Origin of the sequence: Hydrogenophaga sp., from assembly GCF_028698005.1 — a bacterium.
In the GTDB taxonomy this organism is placed as follows: domain Bacteria; phylum Pseudomonadota; class Gammaproteobacteria; order Burkholderiales; family Burkholderiaceae_C; genus Hydrogenophaga.
Genome location: NZ_JAQVEJ010000001.1, coordinates 24,304 through 46,978 on the forward strand (window position 1 = coordinate 24,304; position 22,675 = coordinate 46,978).

Annotated in this window: 19 protein-coding genes and 2 tRNA genes; 13 read left to right on the plus strand and 8 right to left on the minus strand. The window is 67.0% G+C overall.

Annotated elements, in window-relative coordinates:
* Positions 1-101 precede the first annotated feature (101 nt).
* Positions 102-1,238, plus strand: coding sequence for an ABC transporter substrate-binding protein (locus PHQ87_RS00110; protein ID WP_300229953.1), 1,137 nt, complete (start codon positions 102-104; stop codon positions 1,236-1,238).
* 3 nt (positions 1,239-1,241) lie between these two features.
* Here PHQ87_RS00110 and apbC read toward each other — a convergent pair whose 3' ends face one another.
* The gene (apbC, locus tag PHQ87_RS00115; protein WP_300229955.1) at positions 1,242-2,336 is read right to left on the minus strand and encodes an iron-sulfur cluster carrier protein ApbC; all 1,095 of its coding nucleotides are present in this window, start codon (positions 2,334-2,336) and stop codon (positions 1,242-1,244) included.
* Between the two features lie 180 nt (positions 2,337-2,516).
* On the opposite strand from apbC, the gene metG reads away from it, so the two are divergent.
* From metG to PHQ87_RS00155, 8 genes are all read left to right on the plus strand, one after another.
* On the plus strand, positions 2,517-4,586 hold the full coding sequence (gene metG / locus PHQ87_RS00120) for a methionine--tRNA ligase (RefSeq protein WP_300229957.1): 2,070 nt from the start codon (positions 2,517-2,519) through the stop codon (positions 4,584-4,586).
* Positions 4,587-4,604: 18 nt separating this feature from the next.
* A complete protein-coding gene (locus tag PHQ87_RS00125; RefSeq protein WP_300229959.1) occupies positions 4,605-5,345 on the plus strand; it encodes a YoaK family protein in 741 nt (246 codons plus the stop codon).
* Between the two features lie 89 nt (positions 5,346-5,434).
* Positions 5,435-7,078 (plus strand): SulP family inorganic anion transporter, encoded by a 1,644-nt coding sequence (locus PHQ87_RS00130; RefSeq protein WP_300229961.1) that lies wholly within the window; start codon positions 5,435-5,437, stop codon positions 7,076-7,078.
* Between the two features lie 22 nt (positions 7,079-7,100).
* A complete protein-coding gene (locus tag PHQ87_RS00135) occupies positions 7,101-8,183 on the plus strand; it encodes a hypothetical protein (RefSeq protein ID WP_300229963.1) in 1,083 nt (360 codons plus the stop codon).
* Positions 8,184-8,232: 49 nt separating this feature from the next.
* Positions 8,233-8,445 (plus strand): DUF3460 family protein, encoded by a 213-nt coding sequence (locus PHQ87_RS00140; RefSeq protein ID WP_300229965.1) that lies wholly within the window; start codon positions 8,233-8,235, stop codon positions 8,443-8,445.
* Positions 8,446-8,488: 43 nt separating this feature from the next.
* Positions 8,489-9,346: a ScpA family protein gene (locus PHQ87_RS00145; RefSeq protein ID WP_300229966.1), complete on the plus strand. Its 858-nt coding sequence runs from the start codon at positions 8,489-8,491 to the stop codon at positions 9,344-9,346.
* A 30-nt stretch (positions 9,347-9,376) separates the two neighbouring features.
* Positions 9,377-10,981, plus strand: coding sequence for an L-aspartate oxidase (gene nadB, locus PHQ87_RS00150; protein ID WP_300229968.1), 1,605 nt, complete (start codon positions 9,377-9,379; stop codon positions 10,979-10,981).
* 78 nt (positions 10,982-11,059) lie between these two features.
* Positions 11,060-13,318: a bifunctional (p)ppGpp synthetase/guanosine-3',5'-bis(diphosphate) 3'-pyrophosphohydrolase gene (locus PHQ87_RS00155; protein WP_300229970.1), complete on the plus strand. Its 2,259-nt coding sequence runs from the start codon at positions 11,060-11,062 to the stop codon at positions 13,316-13,318.
* Between the two features lie 31 nt (positions 13,319-13,349).
* Here PHQ87_RS00155 and greB read toward each other — a convergent pair whose 3' ends face one another.
* The 5 genes from greB to PHQ87_RS00180 form a co-directional block, all read right to left on the minus strand.
* Positions 13,350-13,907 (minus strand): transcription elongation factor GreB, encoded by a 558-nt coding sequence (greB, locus tag PHQ87_RS00160; RefSeq protein ID WP_300229972.1) that lies wholly within the window; start codon positions 13,905-13,907, stop codon positions 13,350-13,352.
* Between the two features lie 51 nt (positions 13,908-13,958).
* Positions 13,959-14,993 carry a DctP family TRAP transporter solute-binding subunit gene (locus PHQ87_RS00165; RefSeq protein WP_300229974.1) on the minus strand — a complete coding sequence of 345 codons (1,035 nt, stop codon included), beginning with the start codon at positions 14,991-14,993 and terminating at the stop codon, positions 13,959-13,961.
* A 44-nt stretch (positions 14,994-15,037) separates the two neighbouring features.
* Entirely contained in the window at positions 15,038-16,336 is a 1,299-nt protein-coding gene (locus PHQ87_RS00170; protein ID WP_300229976.1) for a TRAP transporter large permease, read from the minus strand.
* Positions 16,333-16,890: a TRAP transporter small permease gene (locus PHQ87_RS00175; RefSeq protein ID WP_300229978.1), complete on the minus strand. Its 558-nt coding sequence runs from the start codon at positions 16,888-16,890 to the stop codon at positions 16,333-16,335. The genes PHQ87_RS00170 and PHQ87_RS00175 overlap by 4 nt, the downstream gene beginning before the upstream one ends.
* Positions 16,891-17,113: 223 nt before the next feature.
* A tRNA-Arg gene (locus PHQ87_RS00180) sits at positions 17,114-17,190 on the minus strand.
* Positions 17,191-17,391: 201 nt separating this feature from the next.
* On the opposite strand from PHQ87_RS00180, the gene PHQ87_RS00185 reads away from it, so the two are divergent.
* Both PHQ87_RS00185 and nadC read left to right on the plus strand, forming a co-directional pair.
* Positions 17,392-17,874 (plus strand): hemerythrin domain-containing protein, encoded by a 483-nt coding sequence (locus PHQ87_RS00185; protein ID WP_300229980.1) that lies wholly within the window; start codon positions 17,392-17,394, stop codon positions 17,872-17,874.
* Positions 17,871-18,767 (plus strand): carboxylating nicotinate-nucleotide diphosphorylase, encoded by an 897-nt coding sequence (gene nadC / locus PHQ87_RS00190; RefSeq protein ID WP_300229982.1) that lies wholly within the window; start codon positions 17,871-17,873, stop codon positions 18,765-18,767. Before PHQ87_RS00185 ends, nadC begins: the two co-directional genes overlap by 4 nt.
* 61 nt (positions 18,768-18,828) lie before the next feature.
* Here the strand turns inward: nadC and PHQ87_RS00195 are convergent.
* A tRNA-Ile gene (locus PHQ87_RS00195) sits at positions 18,829-18,905 on the minus strand.
* Between the two features lie 35 nt (positions 18,906-18,940).
* Positions 18,941-19,957 (minus strand): heat-inducible transcriptional repressor HrcA, encoded by a 1,017-nt coding sequence (hrcA, locus tag PHQ87_RS00200; RefSeq protein WP_300229984.1) that lies wholly within the window; start codon positions 19,955-19,957, stop codon positions 18,941-18,943.
* 98 nt (positions 19,958-20,055) lie between these two features.
* On the opposite strand from hrcA, the gene PHQ87_RS00205 reads away from it, so the two are divergent.
* Positions 20,056-20,973, plus strand: coding sequence for an NAD kinase (locus PHQ87_RS00205; RefSeq protein ID WP_300229986.1), 918 nt, complete (start codon positions 20,056-20,058; stop codon positions 20,971-20,973).
* Between the two features lie 57 nt (positions 20,974-21,030).
* Positions 21,031-22,674 carry a DNA repair protein RecN gene (gene recN / locus PHQ87_RS00210; protein ID WP_300229988.1) on the plus strand — a complete coding sequence of 548 codons (1,644 nt, stop codon included), beginning with the start codon at positions 21,031-21,033 and terminating at the stop codon, positions 22,672-22,674.
* Position 22,675 lies beyond the last annotated feature (1 nt).

Sequence of the window (22,675 nt, forward strand, 5' to 3'; positions counted from 1 at the left end):
CTGTCCACGCGGGGAAAACCCTGACGAGTCATATCTTGTATCGGTTACATAATATAACCACACTCGTCAAATGGTCAAAAACGAATCCAGGGAGGAGACTCATGAGGTTCTGGCAAGGCATGCTGACACTGGCCATGGGGGTCGGTGCAGCTTTGGCGCATGCCGGTGACGCGGGCGTGACGGCCACCGAGATCCGTCTGGGCACCTCTGCCGTGCTGACAGGCCCGCTCGGTCCGCAGACCATCCAGTACGGAGAGGGCGCCCGGCTGCTGTTCGACAGCATCAACGCCAAGGGCGGCATCCATGGCCGCAAGATCACGCTGACCTCGCTGGACGACGCCTTCGACGTCAAACGCGCCGCCGACAACACCCGCCGGCTGGTCGAAGATGACAAGGTCTTCCTGCTGTTCAACAACACCGGGACGGCGCACACGGGCGCCGTCCTGCCCTACCTGGACGAGCAAAAGACCATCCTGTTCGGCCCGGTGACGGGCGCGTCGCAGTTCCGCGACCGTTACATCCGCCACCTGTTCCACGTACGCGCCAGCTATGCCAATGAGGCGGACAAGATCGTGACGCAGTTGCGCCAGATCGGCGTCACCCGCGTGGCGGCTTTCTACCAGGATGATGCCTTCGGCAAGGCGCTGCTGGATGAGGTCCGGCGTTCGTCCCAGAAGGAAGGCCAGCCCCTGGTGGCCGAGATTGCGCTCGACCCGGCCAAGCCCGACTTCGCCGCCGCAGCGGCCGCCACCGCCAAGGCCTCCCCCCAGGCGGTCATCATCTGCTCGGCAGGCACCACCTTCCCGCAGTACGTCGCCGCCGTCCAAGCCACTTCGGCACGCCCGACGTTCTACGGTTTTTCCGTGGCCACGCTCGACAGCATCACCGGCGCCCTGAAAGACAAGGCCCGCGGCATCGTGCTGGCGCAGATCATGCCCTCACTGCGCAACAAGACGATCCCGGTCGTGCGCGAATACCTCCAGGCACTCCAGGCCAAGGATCCGAACGCCATCCCCTCAACCGCCCAGTTCGAAGGTTTCGTGCACGCCCGTGTCCTGGCCGAAGGGCTGCGTCGCACGGGGCGCGACCTGAGCACCGAATCCTTCATCCGGACCATGGAAACGTCCGGCGAGATCTCGTTCGGTCGCTTCACGGCGCGCTATACGCCGCAGTTGCACCATGGCTCCGACTATGTCGAGCTGGCCATCATCGACGCCAGCGGCCAGCTCCGGTACTGATGCTCAGGTGTCCTTCGAGATCTTGATGCTCGGGAACTTGCTCGAATAGTCCTTCGATTTGGCGGCGATGGTCACCGCCACCTTGCGCGCCACGGTGCGGTAGATCGCGGCGATCTCGCCATCGGGCTCGGCAGCCACGGTGGGCACTCCGCTGTCGGCCTGCACGCGGATCGACATGTTCAGTGGCAGCGACCCCAGAAAGTCCACCCCCAGTTCCTGCGCCATCTGCCGGCCGCCGTCGGCGCCGAAGATGTGCTCGATGTGACCGCAGTTCGGGCAGCAGTACACCGCCATGTTCTCGACAATGCCCAGGATCGGCACGCCCACCTTGTCGAACATGCGGATGCCCTTGCGCGCATCGAGCAGCGCGATGTCCTGCGGCGTGGTGACGATGACCGCGCCGGTCACCGGCACGCGCTGGCTGAGCGTGAGCTGGATGTCACCGGTGCCGGGCGGCATGTCCACCAGCAGGTAGTCCAGGTCTTTCCAGTGGGTCTGGCGCAGCAGTTGCTCGAGTGCCTGCGTGGCCATCGGCCCGCGCCAGATCATGGCCTCGTTGCGGTCCACCAGGAAGCCGATCGAGTTGACCTGCACGCCATGGTTCTGCAAAGGCTCCATGCTCTTGCCATCGAGGCTTTCGGGCCGGCCCTCGATGCCCATCATCATCGGCTGGCTCGGACCGTAGATGTCGGCATCCAGGATGCCCACCCGCGCGCCCTCGGCCGCCAGCGCCAGCGCCAGGTTGGCCGTGGTCGTGCTCTTGCCGACCCCGCCCTTGCCCGAGGCCACGGCGATGATGTTCTTGACACCAGGCAGCAACTGCACACCGCGCTGCACCGCGTGGGCAATGATGCGGCTGTCGATCTGCACCGACACGTTGTCCACGCCCGGCACGCTGCGCGCCGCCTCGATCAGCCCCCGGCGCAACGCGGCCACCTGGCTCCTGGCGGGGTAGCCCAGCTCCACCTCGAAAGACACGTCCCCGCCCTGCACCTGCAGGTTCTTCAAGGCCTTGGTGGACACGAAATCCTGACCCGTGTTGGGGTCGATCACGGTCTGCAGGGCATCGAGCAGGGCTTGTGGGTCGGCAGCGGCCATGAAGGGGACTCTCCTGTGAGGGGTGGGGTACCGGGAAGACGCGGGCAAATAGCCGCGCGGGCCTGAAAGTCTACCCCCGGGCCATCCGGGGGCGCGATTCACCCACCCACCATGGGGGCTTGCCCGCCCTAGAATAGAGGGTTGCCCAGCGATCACGACCAGACCAGAAAGAAAGCTGCCATGCGCCAGCGCCGCATTTTCGTCACCACCGCCCTGCCCTACGCCAACGGCACCTTCCATATCGGCCACATCATGGAGTACATCCAGGCCGACACCTGGGTGCGTTTCCAGCGCATGCAGGGCCACCGGGTGGACTTCATGGGCGCGGATGACGCCCACGGCGCGCCGATCATGATTGCCGCCGAGAAGGCCGGCAAGACGCCCGAGCAGTTCGTGGCCGACATCGCCGCCGGCCGCAAGCAGTACCTGGAAGGCTTCCACATCAGCCATGATCACTGGTACTCGACCCACAGCCCGGAGAACACCGAACTGGCGCAGGCGATCTACAAGGACCTGAAGGCCGCCGGCCTGATCGAGTCCCGCACCATCGAGCAGTTCTTCGACCCGGACAAGGGCATGTTCCTGCCCGACCGCTTCATCAAGGGCGAGTGCCCGCGCTGCCACGCCAAGGACCAGTACGGCGACAACTGCGAGGTCTGCGGCGCCGTTTACGCCCCCACCGAGCTGATCGAGCCGTACTCGGCCCTCTCGGGTGCCAAACCAGTCATCAGGCAGTCCGAGCACTTCTTCTTCAAGCTGTCCGACCCGCGCTGCGTCGAATTCCTGCAGGCGTGGACGCAGGACGGCATCCACGTGCAGCCCGAGGTGGCCAACAAGGTCAAGGAATGGTTCTCCGTGCGCGAGAACCCCGACGGCAGCCAGAGCGAAGGTTTGGGCGACTGGGACATCAGCCGCGATGCACCCTACTTCGGCATCGAAATCCCCGACGCGCCGGGCAAGTACTTCTACGTCTGGCTGGACGCGCCCATCGGCTATCTGGCCGCGCTCAAGAACCACCTGAGCCGCCGCGGCGAGGACTACGCGGCCTACATGGCCGACCCGAACCTGGAGCAGGTGCACTTCATCGGCAAGGACATCGTCACCTTCCACACCCTGTTCTGGCCCGCGATGCTCAAGTTCAGTGGCCGCAAGACACCCGACCGCATCTGCGTGCACGGCTTCCTGACCGTCAACAACGGCGAGAAGATGAGCAAGAGCCGCGGCACCGGCCTGGACCCGCTCAAGTACCTGAGCCTGGGCATGAATGCCGAATGGCTGCGCTACTACATCGCTGCCAAGCTCAACGGCCGCAACGAGGACATCGACTTCAACCCCGAGGACTTCATGGCACGCGTGAACGCCGACCTCGTGGGCAAGTTCATCAACATCGCCTCACGCGCGGCCGGCTTCCTCAGCAAGCGCTTCAGCGGCCGGCTGGGCGCACCCGACACCGAAGGCCAGGCGCTGCTGGCCGCCATGCAGGCGCAGGCCGGGCCTCTGGCCGAGGCCTATGAAAAGCGTGACACCGCACGCGCCGTGCGCGAGATCATGCTGCTGGCCGACCGGGTCAACGAATACGTCAACGAGCACAAGCCCTGGGAACTGGCCAGGAAGGAAGGTGCCGAGGCGCAGTTGCAGGCCGTGTGCACCACCTGCATCCAGGCCTTCCGCCTGCTCTCGCTGTACCTCAAGCCCGTGCTGCCCGCGCTGGCCGTGCAGGTCGAGACCTTCCTCAAGGTCGGTCCCCTGGACTGGGCCGACGCCGCCAGCCTGCTGCCGGCCGGCCACGTCATCGGCACCTACCAGCACCTGATGCAGCGCGTGACACCCGAACAGCTCGACGCCCTGTTCGAGCCCCCGGCCGCGCCCGAGCCGGAGAAGATCGCCCCGGGTGGCGAGGAACTGGCACCCACCATCACCATCGACGACTTCGCCAGGGTCGACTTGCGCATTGCGCAGATCGTCAACTGCGAGGCGGTCGAGGGCTCGACCAAGCTGCTGCGCCTGACGCTGGACGTGGGCGAGGGACGTCATCGCAACGTGTTCAGTGGCATCGCCAGCGCCTACAAGCCCGAAGACCTGATCGGCAAGCTCACGGTCATGGTCGCCAATCTGGCCCCGCGCAAGATGAAGTTCGGCGTCAGCGAGGGCATGGTGCTGGCGGCCAGCCACGGCGACGAAAAGGCCCACCCGGGCATCTTCGTGCTGCAGCCCTGGCCCGGCGCCACCCCGGGCATGCGGGTGCGCTGAGCACACCGGCGCAGCCGCATGTTCGCCCCCATCCGCGGCTTCACCAGCGTGCAGCGCACGCCGGAGGCGGATCTGCGGCTGGGCACGGTGCTGGCCTTCGTGGCCGGCGCCGCCAACGCCGGCGGCTTTCTGGCCGTGGGGCAATACACCTCGCACATGACGGGCATCGTCTCTTCGGTGGCCGACAACCTGGTGCTGGGCCAGATGGCGCTGGTGCTGGCCGGCCTGGGGGCCTTCCTGGCTTTCCTGCTCGGCGCGATGACCACCGCCTGGACGGTCAACTGGGGCATGCGGCGCCATCTGCGCAGCGCCTATGGCCTGCCGCTGATGATCGAATCCCTCCTGCTGCTGGTCTTCGGGCTTTTCGGCGCCGCCATCAGCCAGCAGGTCGCCATCCTGCTGCCGGCCACCGTCATCCTGCTGTGTTTCATCATGGGCCTGCAGAACGCCGTCATCACCAAGATCTCCAGGGCCACCATCCGCACCACCCACGTCACCGGCCTGGTCACCGACCTGGGCATCGAACTGGGCAAGCTGCTGTATGTGAACCAACGGGCCGGTGCCGCACCGGTGCTGGCCGACCGGCGCCGGCTGCACGTGCACATCCGCCTGATCATCGCCTTCTTTGGCGGTGGCGTCGCCGGTGCCCTGGGCTTCAAGGCCTTCGGCTACATCAGCACCGTGCCGCTGGCCATCGCCCTGCTGCTGCTGGTGCTGCGCCCCGCACTGGACGATTGGCGGCGCCTGCACGCCAACTGATCCCCCGCGCCGAAGGTGGCGGCAGGCAGATCATGCCGCGGCGCTTACCACGTTTCGCCCTTGGCCGTTGCAGGCGGTAACATTGACCCATGTCGATGAATCTCCCGCCCCTGGCTTCCTTCAGACCACGACTGCTGGCCGACCTGCGCGGCTACACCAGGGAGCGTCTCGGCAAGGACATCGGCGCGGGCGCCACCGTCGGTATCGTGGCCCTGCCCCTGGCCATGGCCTTTGCCATTGCATCAGGCCTCAAGCCCGAAGCCGGGTTGTGGACGGCCATCATTGCCGGCTTTCTCATTGCCGTCCTGGGCGGCACCTCGGTGCAGATCGGCGGGCCGGCCGGCGCCTTCATCGTCATTGTCTACGGCATCGTCGAGCGGTACGGCGTCGCCAATCTGCTCATCGCCACCGCCAGTGCCGGCGTGCTGCTGTTCCTCATGGGCCTGTTCCGACTCGGTTCCCTGGTGCGCTACGTGCCGGTGAGCGTGGTCATCGGCTTCACCAACGGCATTGCCGTGCTGATCGGCCTGTCGCAACTGCGCGACCTGCTGGGCCTGCAGATCGAGAAGATGCCGGCCGATTTCTTCAACCAGATCGGCACCGTGGCCCGACACATCCAGGACCTCAACCCCTGGGCCTTCGCACTGGGTGCCCTGTGTGTCATCGGGCTGTTCATCTGGCCGCGCCTGTGGTCGGTCGACTCGCAGTTCCGCCGCCAGCTCGACCAGCTCGAAGTGGTCTCGGCGCTGCGCGCCACCTCGCGCCTGCCGGCGCCGGTGGTGGCGCTGGTCACACTCACCCTCGCCGCCTGGCTGCTGGAGCTGCCGGTGGAGACCATCGGCACCCGCTTCGGTGGCATTCCGCAGTCGCCGCCGGCCTTCACGCTGCCCGATTTCTCCTGGGAAACGGTGCGCCTGCTGGTCACGCCCACACTCACGCTGGCCATCCTCGGCGCCATCGAGTCGCTGCTGTGCGCGCGCGTCGCCGACCAGCTCAGCAACACCCCCAAGCACGACCCCAACCAGGAGCTCATGGCGCAGGGCGTGGCCAATGCCGTCGTGCCCTTCTTCGGCGGCATGCCGGCCACCGGCACCATTGCGCGCACCGTCACCAACATCCGTGCCGGTGCCACCTCGCCGATCGCCGGCGTCGTGCATGCGCTGACGCTGGCCGTCGTGGTGCTGGCGGCGGCACCACTGGCGCAGCACATTCCGCTGGCCGTGCTGGCCGGCGTGCTGCTGTTCGTGGCCTGGAACATGGGCGAATGGAAAGAATTCGCCCGCCTGCGCCACTTCAGCAACCACTACCGTCTGATGATGGTGTCCACCTTCCTGGTCACCATCGTGTTCGACCTGACCGTGGCGGTGGAGCTCGGCCTGGTGCTGGCCTTCGTACTGTTCGTGCGGCGCCAGAGCAACATCTTCCGCGTGGACCCGGTCTCCCGGGACGGCCGGCAGGTGGTCTACCGGCTGTACGGATCCCTCTTCTTCGGCGCCGTGGCCAAGATCGACCCGCTCACGGCCGAGATGGAGTGGGCCCCCCCGGGCACGCATCTGGTGCTCGACGCCAGCCACCTCATCTCGCTGGACACCACCGGACTGGACGCGCTCGAGCAGTTGCAGCAGACGCTGGAAAAGCGCGACGGCAAGCTCAGCATGACCGGGCTCAACGAGCAGCCGCTGTCGCTGATACGGCGCTCCGGCTTCGCACAGAAGCTCCACCCCGGCCTCTGAACGGGACCGGTGGGGAGATGACATGCCGACCACGGTCCATCACCGCCCCATCCAGGAACGCATCGACTGGCTGTTCGACCTGGCGCACCGCCACGCGGGCGAATACGCCAGCCCCGAGGCCTGGCTCGCGCGCCAGCGCTACCTGGCCAACCACCCCACGGCCATCCTGGTGCTCAAGTGCATGGACGGCCGCATCAACATCCCCGTGGCCACATCCACACCCAAGGGGATCATCCTGCCGTTCCGCAACCTCGGCGGCATCTTCCACCTCGGCTGGCCACACCTGGGCGAAACGCTGACCGCCGCGGTCGGCAAGGTGGTCGGCAGCGGCCGCCAGGCCCTGCTCATGATCACCTACCACTATTCCCGAGGGGACGAGCGCCGCGGCTGTGCCGGTTTCCATTACCGTACCGCCGACGCCCGGGCCCACACCTTCGGCATCCGCGCCGAGGTCTCCTCCCTGTTCGGTGCCGATCACGGCACCGTCTACCCACTGGTCTGCGGCTTCGAGACCGACGAGGAAGCCCTGGTGCTGCATGGCCACAACGGCCAGGTCCTGTCCATGGCGAACGTGGGCGCAGCAGACCTGCCAGGCCTGCCGGCACGCCTGCAACAACTCCTGCCCGACATGCCCGCCCGCATGCGGTCCGACCTGCTGCCCCTGCTCGACGGCAACCTGGCGCACATCCTGGCCCTGCGGCAGACCGAGCGTGCGCTGGACATCGAGCACCGCGAATGGATGATCTGCGTCGGCCGCGGCTTCGACTGGCTGCACCTGCCCAACGTCGCCCTGATCATCGGTCCGTACAGCCCCGACCTGGCCGATCCGATCCGCCAGGCGGCAGCCATCATCGAGGGCAACATGGCTTCCGGCCGCATCCCCTCCGACGGCTTCCTCATCCTGTCCTCCGTGCCCTACGAGGACATCGGCGTCGACCGGGCCCGTGCCGAGCTCAAGTCCCGCTTCATGGCCCGGTTCGCTGCCGACGTGATCCGGCGCGATTTCCCCTCGCTGGCGCCCGGAATGACCGTACGCGAGACCGTGCTCAACTGGGACAGCCGCTCGGTCGAACCCCTGCCCCGCACGTGCGCGCCGGACCGGTAAAATCCCTGGTTCCCCCTCTGTTGGTCCCCAACTCCCTAGAGAGACGCGCATGTCCATTTTCGGTCGCCCGCACTACACCTCCGATGTCACCCAGTTCATCGAGCAGCTCAAGTCCAGCCGCCCGCACCTGGAGCAAGAGCAGCATCAGGGCCGCGCCCTGCTCTGGGACAAGCAGATCGACCGCGATTTCCAGCAGCAGGCGGAGCGGGCCCGCGTACCCCAGAAGCCCTACGTCTACCAGACGGAGCCCGGCCCCTACTGAGCGAGTGGCGCCTGTCTGTCGATAACGCCGGGCGCACGAAGGCATGAAGCCGCAGGACAATCCGGTCCTCGTCGATCCACCCGATGGGCTGGACGCCGTCCTGCCCGCCGTGGTGGACCATGTGGCCGTGGCACGCCTGTATGGCGAGCCGCTGTTCGACCTGCCACGCGACCTGTACATCCCGCCCGATGCGCTGCAGGTCTTCCTGGAGGCCTTCGAGGGTCCGCTCGATCTGCTGCTGTACCTGATCCGCAAGCAGAACTTCAACATCCTCGACATCCCGATGGCGGCGGTCACCCGCCAGTACCTGAGCTACGTCGAGGAGATCCGCGCGTCCAACCTCGAACTGGCGGCCGAGTACCTGCTCATGGCGGCCATGCTCATCGAGATCAAGTCGCGCATGCTGCTGCCACCGAAGAAAAGCGACGATGGCGAGGACGAGGTCGACCCGCGTGCCGAACTGGTGCGCCGCCTGCTCGAATACGAGCAGATGAAAATCGCCGCCCAGCGCCTGTCCGACCTGCCCCAGTACGGGCGCGACTTCCTCCGTGCCCAGGTGTATGTCGAGCAATCGCTGGCACCGCGCTTCCCCGACGTGACCCCCGCCGACCTGCAGGCAGCCTGGCGTGACATCCTCAAGCGTGCGCGCCTCGTGCAACACCACCGCATCAGCCGCGAGGAGCTGTCGGTGCGTGAGCACATGAGCATCGTGCTGCGCCGGCTGCAAGGCCGGCGTTTTGTCGAATTCGGCGAGCTGTTCGACCCGAGCCTGGGTGCGCCGGTGCTGGTGGTCACCTTCATCGCCATGCTGGAGCTGGCCAAGGAAACGCTGATCGAGCTGACCCAGGCCGAAGCCTTCGCCCCCATCTACGTGCGCCTGGCCTACACCCCGAATGCCTGAAGCCCCACGCGCCGCCTCCGTACCATCACCATGACCTCCACCCATCAGTTCGACGTCCTCATCATCGGCAGCGGCCTGGCCGGCCTGACCGCAGCACTGCACCTGGCACCCCAGTACCGGGTCGCGGTGATCACCAAACGCGGTATCTCCGACGGCTCCAGCAACTGGGCCCAGGGCGGCATCGCCGCGGTGCTGGCGGAGGGCGACAGCTACGCCGCCCATGTGGACGACACCCTGGTCGCCGGCGCCGGCCTGTGCGACCTGGAGGCCACGCGCTTCACTGTCGAGCACGCTCCCTCCGCGATCGCCTGGCTGCGCGAAATGGGTGTGCCCTTCTCGACCGAGAACGGTGAGCTGCACCTGACACGCGAGGGCGGCCACAGCCACCGGCGTATCGTGCACGTGACCGACGCCACCGGCGCGGCCGTGCAGGCCACGCTGAGCGAGCGCGCACGCGCCACGCCTGGCATCACCTTCTTCGAGAACCACATGCTGGTCGACCTCATCGTCGACAGCAAGCTGCCCGGCATGCCGGCGGATGGCAGCCAGCCCCGCTGCCACGGCGCCTACGTGCTCGATGTGGAACGCGACACGGTCGATACGTTCAGTGCCACCCACACCCTGCTGTGCACCGGGGGCGCCGGCAAGGTCTACCTCTACACCACCAACCCGGATACCGCCACCGGCGACGGCATCGCTGCCGCCTGGCGTGCCGGCTGCCGCGTCGGCAACATGGAGTTCATCCAGTTCCACCCGACCTGCCTCTACCACCCGCACGTCAAGAATTTCCTGATCTCGGAGGCCGTGCGCGGCGAAGGCGGCCAGTTGCGGCTGCCCGCGCACCTGGGCGAACACCGCTTCATGCCCGACCACGACCCGCGCGCCGAGCTGGCGCCGCGCGACATCGTGGCCCGCGCCATCGACGCGGAGATGAAAAAGCACGGGCTGGATTGCGTGTACCTGGACATCTCCCACCAGCCGGCCGCGTTCATCCGCGAACACTTCCCGAACATCCTGGCGCGCTGTGCCGAACTGGGTATCGACATCACGCGCGAGCCCATTCCCGTCGTGCCGGCCGCCCACTACACCTGCGGCGGCATCGTCACCGACCTGGAGGGCCACACCGATCTGGCCGGCCTGTATGCCATCGGCGAGGCCACCTGCACCGGTCTGCACGGCGCCAACCGGCTGGCCAGCAATTCACTGGTGGAGTGCATGGTGTTCGCGCGCGCGGCCGTCGCCAACATCCGCCGCCAGACACCGACCGCCACACCGGCGCTGCCCCTGTGGGACGACAGCCAGGTGACCGATGCCGACGAGCAGGTCGTCATCTCGCACAACTGGGACGAATTGCGCCGCTTCATGTGGGACTACGTGGGCATCGTGCGCACCAACAAACGCCTGGAGCGCGCCGCCCACCGCATCGCGCTGCTGCAAAGCGAAATCCAGGAGTTCTATTCGCAGTTCCACGTCACGCGCGACCTGCTGGAGTTGCGCAACCTGGTGCAGGTGGCCGATCTGATCGTGCGCTCGGCCATGCAACGGAAAGAAAGCCGCGGACTGCATTTCAGCCGCGACTACCCGGACAAGCTGCCCGAGGCCAGGCCCACGATCCTGGTACCACCCCAGCGGTGAGGCGCGCCTGCACGGCCCCGGGGTCGGAAAACACACGCAGCGGCACGAAGGTGTTTCATTTCAGGCTAAAGTAGGGACATGTCCAGCTTTGCCGAGCCCGCCACCCACGCCGGAGCCGACGCCGCGCAGGCGGCATCGGCCAGCGCATCCGCGGCCAGCTTTGCTGTGCTGCTGGGCAAGCTCGACTACCTCAATGCGGCGGAAGTCGAGCAGGTGCGCCAGGCCTACCGCCTGGCCGACCAGGCGCATCTCGGCCAGATGCGCAAGAACGGCGATCCCTACATCACCCACCCGATCGCCGTGGCCGCCCAGTGCGCCGAATGGAAGCTCGACGCCCAGGCGCTCATGGCCGCGCTCATGCACGATGTCATCGAGGACTGCGGCGTCACCAAGGCCGACCTGACCGAGCGCTTCGGCATCACCGTGGCCGACCTGGTCGATGGCCTCACCAAGCTGGAAAAGCTCGAGTTCGACAGCCGGGAACAGAATCAGGCCGAAAGCTTCCGCAAGATGCTGCTGGCCATGGCCAAGGACGTTCGCGTCATCCTGGTCAAGCTGGCCGACCGCACCCACAACATGCGCACCATGTCCGACATGCCGCGCAGCAAATGGAAGCGCATCAGCAGCGAGACGCTGGAAATTTACGCCCCCATTGCCCACCGCCTCGGTCTGAACTTCACCTACCGCGAACTGCAGGACCTGTCCTTCCGCTTTCTCCACCCCTGGCGCTACGAGGTGCTGTCCAAGGCCCTGAGCAAGTCCCGTACGCGGCGCAAAGACCTCATCGCCCGCGTCCAGGGCGAGGTCGAGGCGGTGTTCCGGCAGCACGGCATGCAGGTCCGCATCATGGGGCGCGAGAAGACCCTGTACTCGGTCTACCGCAAGATGGACAGCAAGCATCTGTCGTTTTCGCAGGTCACGGACATCTACGGCTTCCGCATCATCGTGCCCGAGTTGCTCGACAGCTACACCGGCCTGGGCATCCTGCACCAGTTGTACAAACCGGTACCGGGCAAGTTCCGCGACTACGTGGCCATCCCCAAGCTCAACGGTTACCAGTCGCTGCACACCACCCTGATCGGCCCGTTCGGCACCAACATCGAGTTCCAGTTGCGCACGCACGCCATGGATGTGGTGGCCGAATCGGGTGTCGCCGCCCACTGGCTCTACAAGGCCAACGAGCCAGGCAGCGAAACCTCCGAACGCCTGGGCACCCAGTGGCTGCAGTCGCTGCTGGACATCCAGCAGGAGACCCGCGATGCGGCCGAGTTCTGGGACCACGTCAAGATCGACCTGTTCCCTGACGCCGTCTACGTCTTCACACCCAAGAGCAAGATCCTGTCGCTGCCGCGCGGCGCCACCGCGCTGGACTTTGCCTACGCCATCCACAGCGACGTGGGCAACAGCGCCGTCGGTGCGGTGGTCAACGGCGAACAACGCCCGCTGCGCACCGAGCTCAACAACGGTGACGTCGTCGAGATCGTCACGGGCGACCACGCCGAGCCCAACCCGGCGTGGCTGTCCTTCGCCAAGACGGGGCGCGCGCGCTCCAAGCTGCGCCACCACCTCAAGACCGTGGCGCAGGAAAAGGCTGTCGAGCTGGGCGAACGCATGCTGCTGCAGGCCTTGCGCTCCGAGGGCTTCGCCCAATTGCCGGCCGAGGCCGGAGAATACCGCGCCACCTGGGACAAACTGCTGCGCTTTGCCGGGAGCAAGTCACGCGCCGAACTGCTGTCCGACATCGGCATGGGCAAGCGCATCGCCAGCATGATCGGCAAGAAGCTGGCCGTGCTGCTGACCGAAACCGGCGTCAAGCCCGACACCCTGCTCATCAGCCGCGAACGCTTCGGCGGTGACCATGAGGACCAGTTGGCTCAGGGCAGCGTGAGCCTGGATGGCTCCGAAGGGGCCTCGGTGCAGTACGCCAGTTGTTGCCGGCCCATCCCCGGAGACCGCATCATCGGCTATCTCGGCCAGGGTGAAGGCCTGGTGGTGCACGTGGAGGATTGCCCCAATGGCAAGCGCCTGCTGGCACGCGACAGGGAGCGATTCCTGCCGGTCGAATGGGCCGAGGAGGCTGTCCGCACGTTCGACAGCGACGTGATGGTGACGGTCACCAACGGCAAGGGCGTGCTGGCCCGCGTGGCCTCGGCGATTGCCCAGGCAGAGGCCGACATCCTGCACGTGCACATGGGCGACGACCCGGCCCAGGCCACCATCGACATCCGCTTCACGCTCTCGGTGCGCGACCGCCAGCACCTGGCCGCCGTGCTGCGCAACCTGCGCCGCACGGCCTCGGTGGTCAGGGCCCAGCGTTACAAGCCCGGCGCCGGCTGACGCCCGGCCCCCGAGGGATACGAACGTCCCTTCAGGCGCCCGGTGCCGGGTAGCTCACCTCCAGCACCTCCAGCTCCTGCAGGCCACCGGGCAGCATCAGCCGCACGACGTCACCCACCCGCGCCTTGAGCAGCGCACGTGCCACGGGCGAGATCCAGCTGATCTGGCCTTGCGCACTGTCGGCCTCGTCGACGCCGAGAATGGTGACCTGCGTTTCCGTGCCGTCCGCATCGGCATAGGTCACGGTGGCACCAAAGAACACCTGGTCGCCGCCATGATGCAGCGACGGATCGACCACCTCGGCGATCTCCAGCCGGCGTGTCAGGAAGCGGATGCGGCGGTCGATCTCGCGCAGGCGCTTCTTGCCATAGAGGTAATCGCCGTTTTCCGAGCGGTCACCGTTGCTGGCCGCCCAGTGCACCACCTCGACGACCCGGGGGCGCTCCTCGTCGATGAGCTGCATCAGCTCGGCACGCAGGCGGTCGTAGCCGGCGCGGGTGATGTAGTTTTTGCCACCCGGCAGCGGCGCCGCTGCCGGGAGGTCTTCCTCGGTGTCCTGGTCGGTTTCCTTGGTGAATGCCTTGCTCATGCCGCGACTTTACCGCGACACCGCCCGGCCATGACCAGGACCCCCGACCGTTCACTTCGCGTGGGCAGCCACCGTTTTCTCGGCCAGGTCCACCAGGTCGGTGCCGATCTGGCCCTTCCACTTGCTGACCACGCCACGGGTGGCCTTGACGAACTCGGCCCGTTCGGCCGGGCTCAGCTCGGTCACCGTGACGCCGTGCGAGGCCAGCTCCTTGTGCAGCGGCTTGTCGGCCTCGATCACACCCTTGCGCGCGATCGCGATCTGCTCCTTGCCGGCCTCGATGGCGGCCTGCCTGACGATCTCGCGGTCGGCCGGCGTCCAGCTGTTCCACACGTCCTTGTTGACCACGAAGATCAGCGGGTCGTTCATGTAACCCCACATCGTCACGTGCTTCTGCGCCACGGTGTAGAGCTTGGCCGCCATGTAGACCGACAGCGGGTTTTCCTGGCCATCGACGGCACCGCTGGCCATGGCCGGTTGCGCATCGGCCCAGCTCATCTGCGTGGGGTTGGCGCCCAGGGCCGTGAAGGTGTCCAGGAACAGGGGCGAGCCGACCACGCGGATCTTCATGCCCTTGAGGTCGGCCGGCGACTTGATCGCCTTCTTCGAGTTGGAGATCTCGCGGTAGCCGTTCTCGCCCCAGGCCAGCGGCACCACACCGGCCTTTTCCAGCCGCTGGAACAGGCGCTTGCCCACCTCGCCCTGGGTCAGCGCATCCACCGCCGCGTAGTTGGGCATCAGGAAGGGCAGCGAGAACAGGTTCAGCTCCTTGACCTGCGGCGACCAGTTGATGGTCGAGCCGATCGCCATGTCGATCACGCCCTGGCGCAGTGCCGGGAATTCGCGCGTCTGGTCACCCTGGATCAGCGACACGCCGGGGTACAGCTTGATGTTGATGCGCCCCTGGGTGCGCTCGCGCACCTTGTCGGCCCAGATCTCGCCACCCTTGCCCCAGGGGAATGCCGTGCCCAGCACCAGCGACATGCGGTACTCGGAGCGGTAGTTGCTCTGGGCCATGGCCTGGGAGCCGAAGGTCAGCGCGGCAGCGGCGCACACGGCGGTGGTCAGGAAGGTACGCAGTTTCATGAGGCAGGTCTCCTTGGGTGAAAAAACGATTCTGGCAAAAGCGGTCAGTAACCCAGCCTGGCTGGCAGCCACAACGCCAGTGGCGGGAAGGCGATCACCAGCAGCATCACCGCGCCCATGGCCAGCAGCATCGGCCAGACCCAGCGCACGGTCGACTCCATGCGCACCCCGGCAATGCGGCACGATACCATCAGGTTCACCGCCAGCGGCGGCGTGAACTGGCCCAGCGCCACCTTCAGGGTCAGGATCACGCCGAACCAGACCGGGTCCCACCGGTAGTGCTCCATGATGGGCATGAGCAGCGGCACGAAGATCAGGAAGATCGAGATGCCGTCCAGGAACATGCCCACCGTGATCAGCAGCAGGATCAGCAGCAGCAGCACGCCATACTCGCCCAGGCCCGAGTTCACGATGGCGGAGGCCACCGGATCGATCACGCCCAGCGTGGACAGCGAGAACGCGAAAATGCCGGCCAGCGACACCACCAGCAGGATCACCGCCGACAGCTCGCCGGCCTCGCGCAGGATGTCGAACAGGTCGCGCCAGTGGATCGTCCGGTAAATGACCATGCCCACGAACAGGCCGTAGAACACCGCCACCACGGCCGCCTCGGTGGGCGTGAACCAGCCGGCCCGCATGCCGCCGAGGATCAGCACCGGCGCGGCCAGACCCCATGAGGCCTCGCGCAGGCTTTTCCACAGCGGTGGGCGCGGCATGTCGGCCTCCAGGGCGCCCATGCGGTGGCGCCGCGCCATCCACACCGCCGGTACGATCAGCGCCAGACCGGCCAGCACGCCCGGTACCATGCCGGCCGCGAACAGCGCCGGCACCGAGGCGCCCGGCACCAGCACCGAATAGATGATGAAGGCCACCGAGGGCGGGATCAGGATGTCGGTGGCCGCGGCGGCCCCCACCACGCTGGCCGAAAAGCTGGGCGGGTAGCCGGCACGGCGCATCGCCGCGATCATCACCCCGCCCACGGCCGCCGCATTGGCCGGGCCCGAGCCCGAGATGCCGCCCAGGAACATGGCCACGGCAATCGCCACCAGCGGCAACATGCCCGGGCCGCGCCCGACGATGGCCACCGCGAAATTGACCAGCCGCGCCGCCACGCCCGAGCGGTCGAAGATCGAGCCGACCAGCACGAACATGGGCACCGCCAGCAAGGTGTACTTGCCCAGGCCGGCAAAGAAATTCTGCGGCACGGCCAGCAGCCCCATCCAGGTGATGTCGGCGTTGGCGATGGCGATGGCCACCGTGCCAGCCAGCCCCAGCGCCGCGCCGATGGGCACGCCGATGACCATGGCCACGATGAACAGCGCGAACAGCAGCGTGGCGGTCATCGGGCGGTCTCCGTGCGGTCGTCGTCGCGGCGCAGCTTGCGCGCAAACACCTGCAGCGCCCGCCCGGCAATCAGCGCGCTGAACACCGGCAACCAGATCGAGTACCACCATTGCGGCACACCGATGCCCGGTGAGGTCTCCTCGTACTGGTACTGGTCCCAGACCACGGGCAGGCTGAGCACGCCAATGGTGATGAACAACAGCGCCACCAGCAACGCACCGATCTGTGCCAGCCGCCGCCGGCGCCCACTGCTGCCCGCATCGGCAAAGAACTCGATGCGGATGTGCGCCTCGCGCACCACCGCCGATGCGCCGCCCACCAGCGCCAGCACGATCATGAGAAACGTGGAGATTTCTTCCGTCCAGGCAAACGACACATCGGTGAAGTAGCGCACCAGCACATTGGCGAAGGTGATGAGGGCCAGGGCCGCCATCACGCCCACGGTCAGCCAGTCCTCGAACAGCCGCTTTTGCCCCGGGGGGGTGTCGTGGGCGGCCTCGGGCCGGGCATGGGCCGCCATGTCCTGTGGTGGATGTTTGTCGTCGATAGCCATGATGCGCCCGGACATTGTCCGGTCAGAATGCGGGCCGGCACCAGCGGGAAAACGCCATCGGCCCCGCAGGCACAGGGCCGCGCGGTGTTGCCGCATCTCACGCCGGACCCGACCCGGGTCACGTCCGCTGCACGAGCCGCGGCGCGGATATCGCAGTGCGCAGGCGGTGCACAAGGCAAAACGGGCCAGTCCTTGTGAGACTGACCCGTTTGTACCTTCTGTATGGCGCGGCTGGCAGGATTCGAACCCACGACCCCTTGGTTCGTAGCCAAGTACTCTATCCAACTGAGCTACAGCCGCTGAAGCATGCAGTATAGCACGGTTTTTTGGGCGCCTCTTTGCAGGTCTGAACAAAAAAATCACCAACGCGCCACACGATCGCGCTTGGCAACGGCCAAGTCCCCACCCATGCGAAGCGACAACCCGCCCGGACGAGCCGGGTGTTCCGCGGTATCCTTCCATTTTTCCCGCGCAACCCGGCCCCTGAGACCGCACAACGACATGAACCCGAATACCGCCGAGCCCGATGTCCAGTCCTTTGGCTGGAGCAATGACCTATTGCTGGGCTACCCCCCCATGGACCGCACCCACCAGGCATTCACCGAGGTGGTGTGCGCCCTGCGGGACGCACCCGACGAGGACCTCGCCGTGCGCCTGCAAGCGGTCATCACCCACCTGGAAGAGCATTTCGGTGAAGAAGATCGCTGGATGGACGACACCGAATTTCCGGCCCGTGAATGCCATCGCGACGAGCACGCTGCCGTGTTGACGTCGGCACGGCAGGTCCAGGAGCGGCTGGCCACGGGCGACGCCGCACTGTGCCGCCGGTTCACCCAGGAGCTGATCCGCTGGTTCCCTGGTCACGCCGACTACCTGGATGCGGCCCTGTCGCACTGGATGGTCAAGCGATCGGCGGGCGGCAAGCCCGTGGTATTCAAGAAGGACCTGCGCTTCCCCACCGCCAGCCCGATCGAAAAAGCATGAGCGAGACACACGCACCCGGACCCCTCGACGCGCCACCGCCGGAGCAGGTTCTGCGCGACGTGGAGCGCGCACTGCAGGAAGATGTCGGCACCGGCGACGTCACCGCCGCGCTGATCCCGGCCGAGAACATGGCCGTGGCCCGCATCACCTGCCGCGAGTCCGCCGTGATCTGCGGTCGCCCCTGGGTGGACGAGGTGCTGCGCCAGGTTTCGCCCGCCAGCACCGTGCGTTGGCTGGTCGACGACGGTGGCCGCTGCGAACCGGGCCAGGTCGTGGTCGAGATCACCGGACCGGCACGTGAGCTGCTGACCGCCGAGCGCACCTGCCTGAACTTCCTGCAGACGCTCAGCGGCGTTGCCACCAAGACGGCCCGCTACGTCGAGGCGGTGGCAGGCACCCGCGCGGCCATCCTCGACACACGCAAGACCATCCCGGGCCTGCGCGTCGCCCAGAAGTACGCCGTGCGCTGCGGTGGCGGCCGCAACCACCGCATGGGCCTGTACGACGCCATCCTCATCAAGGAAAACCACATCGCCGCCGCCGGTGGCCTCACGCAGGCTTTCCGCGCCGCCCAGGCGATCGGCCAGCACGTGGCCTTCATCCAGGTGGAGGTGGAGACCCTGACCCAGTTGCAGGAAGCACTGGACGCCGGCGTCACCATGGTGTTGCTCGACAACATGGACGTGCCCACCATCCGGCAAGCCGTCGACATGGCCCAGGGCCGCTGCAGCCTGGAAGTCTCCGGCGGCGTCACGCTGGACACCGTGCCCGCGCTGGCCGCCACCGGCGTGGACCGCATCTCGGTGGGCGCCCTCATCAAGGACGTCAAGGCCGTCGATTTCTCGATGCGCTTCAACCCCAGGCCGGTGGAAGCCGCACGCACGGCCGCCTGAAGGCCATCCCGCCACGAAAAAAGGGGTTGCCAGCTTGCGCGGCAACCCCTTTTGCATGCATTGGTAGGCCGTGCTGGGCTCGAACCAGCGACCAAGGGATTATGAGTCCCCTGCTCTGACCAACTGAGCTAACGGCCCACCGAACCGGCTATTGTAGATGGCCGGCGGCCCGCTCACTTGCCGTGGCTCAGTGCATTGCTCACCAGCTTGGCCGTCACGTCGACAATCTGGATCATCCGGTCGTAAGGCATGCGCTGCGGGCCGATCACGCCCAGCGTGCCGACCACCTGGCCATCGACTTCGTAAGGCGCGGTGACCACCGACAGGTCCTCATACGGCACGACCTGGCTCTCGCCGCCGATGTAGATGCGCACGCCATCGGCCTGGGCCGAGACGTCCAGCAGGCGCGCCAGCTGGGTCTTCTGCTCGAACAGGTCGAACAACCGGCGCAGGTTGCCCATGTCGCTGGAGAACTCGCTGACCGACAGCAGGTTGCGCTCGCCGGCGACGACGACCTGGTCCTGCTCACGTGCGGCGTCCACATCGACCGCAGCCTTCATCAGCTCGGCGATTTCGCCGCGCAGGGCCTCCAGCTCGGTCTTGAGCCGCTCGCGCACGGCGTCCATGGTCAGACCCGCGTAGTGCGTATTGAAGAAGTTGGCGGCCTCCTGCAACTGCGATTGCGTGAACACCGCCTGGGTGTGGATGATGCGGTTCTGCACCTCACCATCGGGTGACACCAGGATGACCAGCACCCGGTGCTCGGACAGATTCAGGAATTCGATATGCCGGAACACGGTGGCCATGCGTGGCGCCATCACCACGCCCACAAACTGCGACAGACTCGACAGCATCTGCGCCGCATGGCTGATGACGCGCTGCGGCTGCGCCCCCTCCAGGGCCTGCTGGCGACCCAGCCCGCCCATGCCCGGCAGCTCATCACGCCGCACCGTCAGCATGGTGTCCACAAACAGGCGGTAGCCGCGCGCCGTCGGGATGCGGCCGGCCGAGGTGTGGGGGCTGGCGATCAGGCCCAGCTCCTCCAGATCGCTCATCACGTTGCGGATGGTGGCCGGCGACAGCTCCAGACCCGTGGCCTTGGCCAGCGTGCGCGAACCCACCGGCTGCCCGTCGGCAATGTAGCGCTCGACCAGCGCCTTGAGCAGCAACTTGGAACGTTCATCCAGCATGATGCGGCCATTGTACGGACGAAGGGCGCCACGTGCCGGCGCCGCCGTCAAGGGTTTGCCAGGGGAAAGGCAAGGACCCGCTATGCTGTAATCCACGCATGATCCCGACTCCCGTCCAGCGGATGGATACCCCGAAAACAAAGCGTCCCCTGCACTTCACCCATGTGGCCATCATCGGCAAATACCAGATGCCGGGATCGCGCCATGCCGTTGAGGAGCTCGCGCACTTCCTGCATGACCAGGGCTGCGATGTCTCGCTTGAAACCGACACCGCCCACAACACCGGGCTGACCCAGTACACCACACTGGATGTGCCTGCCATCGGGCGCGACTGCGATCTGGCGCTGGTCATCGGCGGCGACGGCACCATGCTGGGCATCGGCCGGCAACTGGCCAGCTATGGCGTACCGCTGATCGGCATCAACCAGGGCCGCCTGGGCTTCATCACCGACATCCCGTTCGACGACTTTCGCGCACGGCTGCACGCCATGCTGCACGGTGCCTTCGAGGAAGAGGCACGAACCCTGATCGCGGCCAGCGTGTGGCGCGACGGGCGCTGCGTGTTCGAGGCCACCGCCCTCAACGACGTGGTGGTCAACCGCGGCGGTGCCGCCAGCATGATCGAGCTGCGTGTCGAGGTCGATGGCCATTTCGTGGCCAACCAGCGTGCCGACGGCCTGATCATCGCCACCCCCACGGGCTCGACCGCCTACGCCCTGTCGGCCGGCGGCCCCATGCTGCACCCGGCGATCGATGGCTGGGTGATGGTGCCGATCGCGCCACACACGCTGTCCAACCGGCCGGTGGTGCTGTCCTCGCGCAGCGAGATCGCGGTCGAGATCGTCTCCGGCAAGGATGCCAACGCCAACTTCGACATGCAGTCGCTGACCAGCCTGTTGCATGGCGACCGCGTCGTGGTACGGCGCTCGCCCCATGCGCTGCGTCTGCTGCACCCGGTGGGCTGGAGCTATTTCGACACCCTGCGCATGAAACTGCACTGGAACGAAGGGGCCTGAATTCCGGGCCACAATACGCGGCATCTGCATTGCTTTGCCGAGACACGCCGCACCGCCATGAGCCTTCGCCGCATCGCCCTGCGCGACTTCGTGATCGTTCCCGAGCTGGAGCTCGACATCGAGCCGGGTTTCAGCGTGCTCACCGGTGAAACCGGTGCCGGCAAGTCGATCCTGATCGACGCCCTGCAGCTCGTGCTGGGCGCGCGTGCCGACACCGGCGTGGTGCGCGAGGGCGCCGGCCGCTGCGAGATCAGCGCCGAGTTCGACACGCCCGCCGGCCTGCGAGCGTGGCTCGATGAACAGGGTTTCGAGGCGGACGACGCGCTGCTGCTGCGCCGCACGGTGGACGCCGAGGGCCGCAGCCGCGGCTGGATCAACGGCAGTGCCGCCACCATGGCGCAGCTCAAGGCCGCCGCCGACCATCTGGTGGACATCCACGGCCAGCACGCCTGGCAGAGCCTCACCCGCCCCGAGGCGGTGCGGCAGTTGCTCGACGCCTACGCCGGCGTGGACACTTCCCGGGCCACGCAACTGTGGTCGGCCTGGCGCCAGCAGCGCCGCAGGCTGGAAGAGGCCCGCGAACGCCAGGACAGCCTGCAGCAGGAAAGCGAACGTCTGGCCTGGCAGATCGGCGAGCTCGACAAGCTGGCCCCCGGTGCGGACGAGTGGGAGGAACTGAACACCCGGCACAGCCGCCTGGCCCATGCGCAGGCGCTGCAGGACGCCGCGCAGCAGGCCATCGCCCTGCTCGACGAGGCAGACGACAACGCCGCCGGCCTGATCCACCGGGCCCTGCAGGGCCTGCAGGCGCAGGCCGCCATCGAGCCCGCCTTTGCCGCCCCCATCGAGGCGCTGGAAGGCGCGCTGGCACAGGTGCAGGACACGGTGCACAGCCTGCACCAGTACGGCCGCCGCGGCGACCTCGACCCGTCCGACCTCGCCGCACTGGACGAGCGGCTGTCACTGTGGCTGTCGCTGGCCCGGCGCTTCCGTCGCGCGCCGGAAGAGTTGCCAGGCTTGCTGGAGCAATGGAAGACCGAACTCGCCCGGCTTGACCAGGCACTCGACATCGACAGCCTGCAGGCCGCCGAGCGGCAGGCCTGGAAACAGTTCGATGCCGAATCCAGGCGCCTGGGCAAACAGCGCGCCGAGGCCGCCCCGCGCCTGGCCAGGGCCGTCACCGGGGCCATGCAGGAGTTGGGCATGCAGGGTGGCCGCTTCGAAATTGCGCTGCAGCGGCTCGACGAACCCCAGGCCCATGGCTGGGAACAGGTGGAATTTCTCGTCGCCGGCCATGCCGGCGTCACCCCGCGTCCGGTTGGCAAGGTGGCCTCGGGTGGCGAGCTCTCGCGCATCGCGCTGGCCCTGTCCGTGGTCACGAGCGAGCTGGGCCAGGCCCCGACGCTGATCTTCGACGAGGTCGACTCCGGCATCGGCGGCGCCGTGGCCCATACCGTGGGCCGGCTGCTGCAGCGCCTGGGGCGCGATCGCCAGGTGCTGGCGGTCACCCACCTGGCGCAAGTGGCTGCCTGTGCCAACCACCACCTGCTGGTCAGCAAGCGCCAGCAGGGCCAGCAGACCGAAAGCGGCGTGCGCCGCATCGACGACGAGCACCGTGTGAAGGAACTCGCCCGCATGCTGGGCGGCAGCGAGCAGTCGGCCGCATCGCTGGCGCATGCGCGCGAGTTGCTGGGAGCCTGAA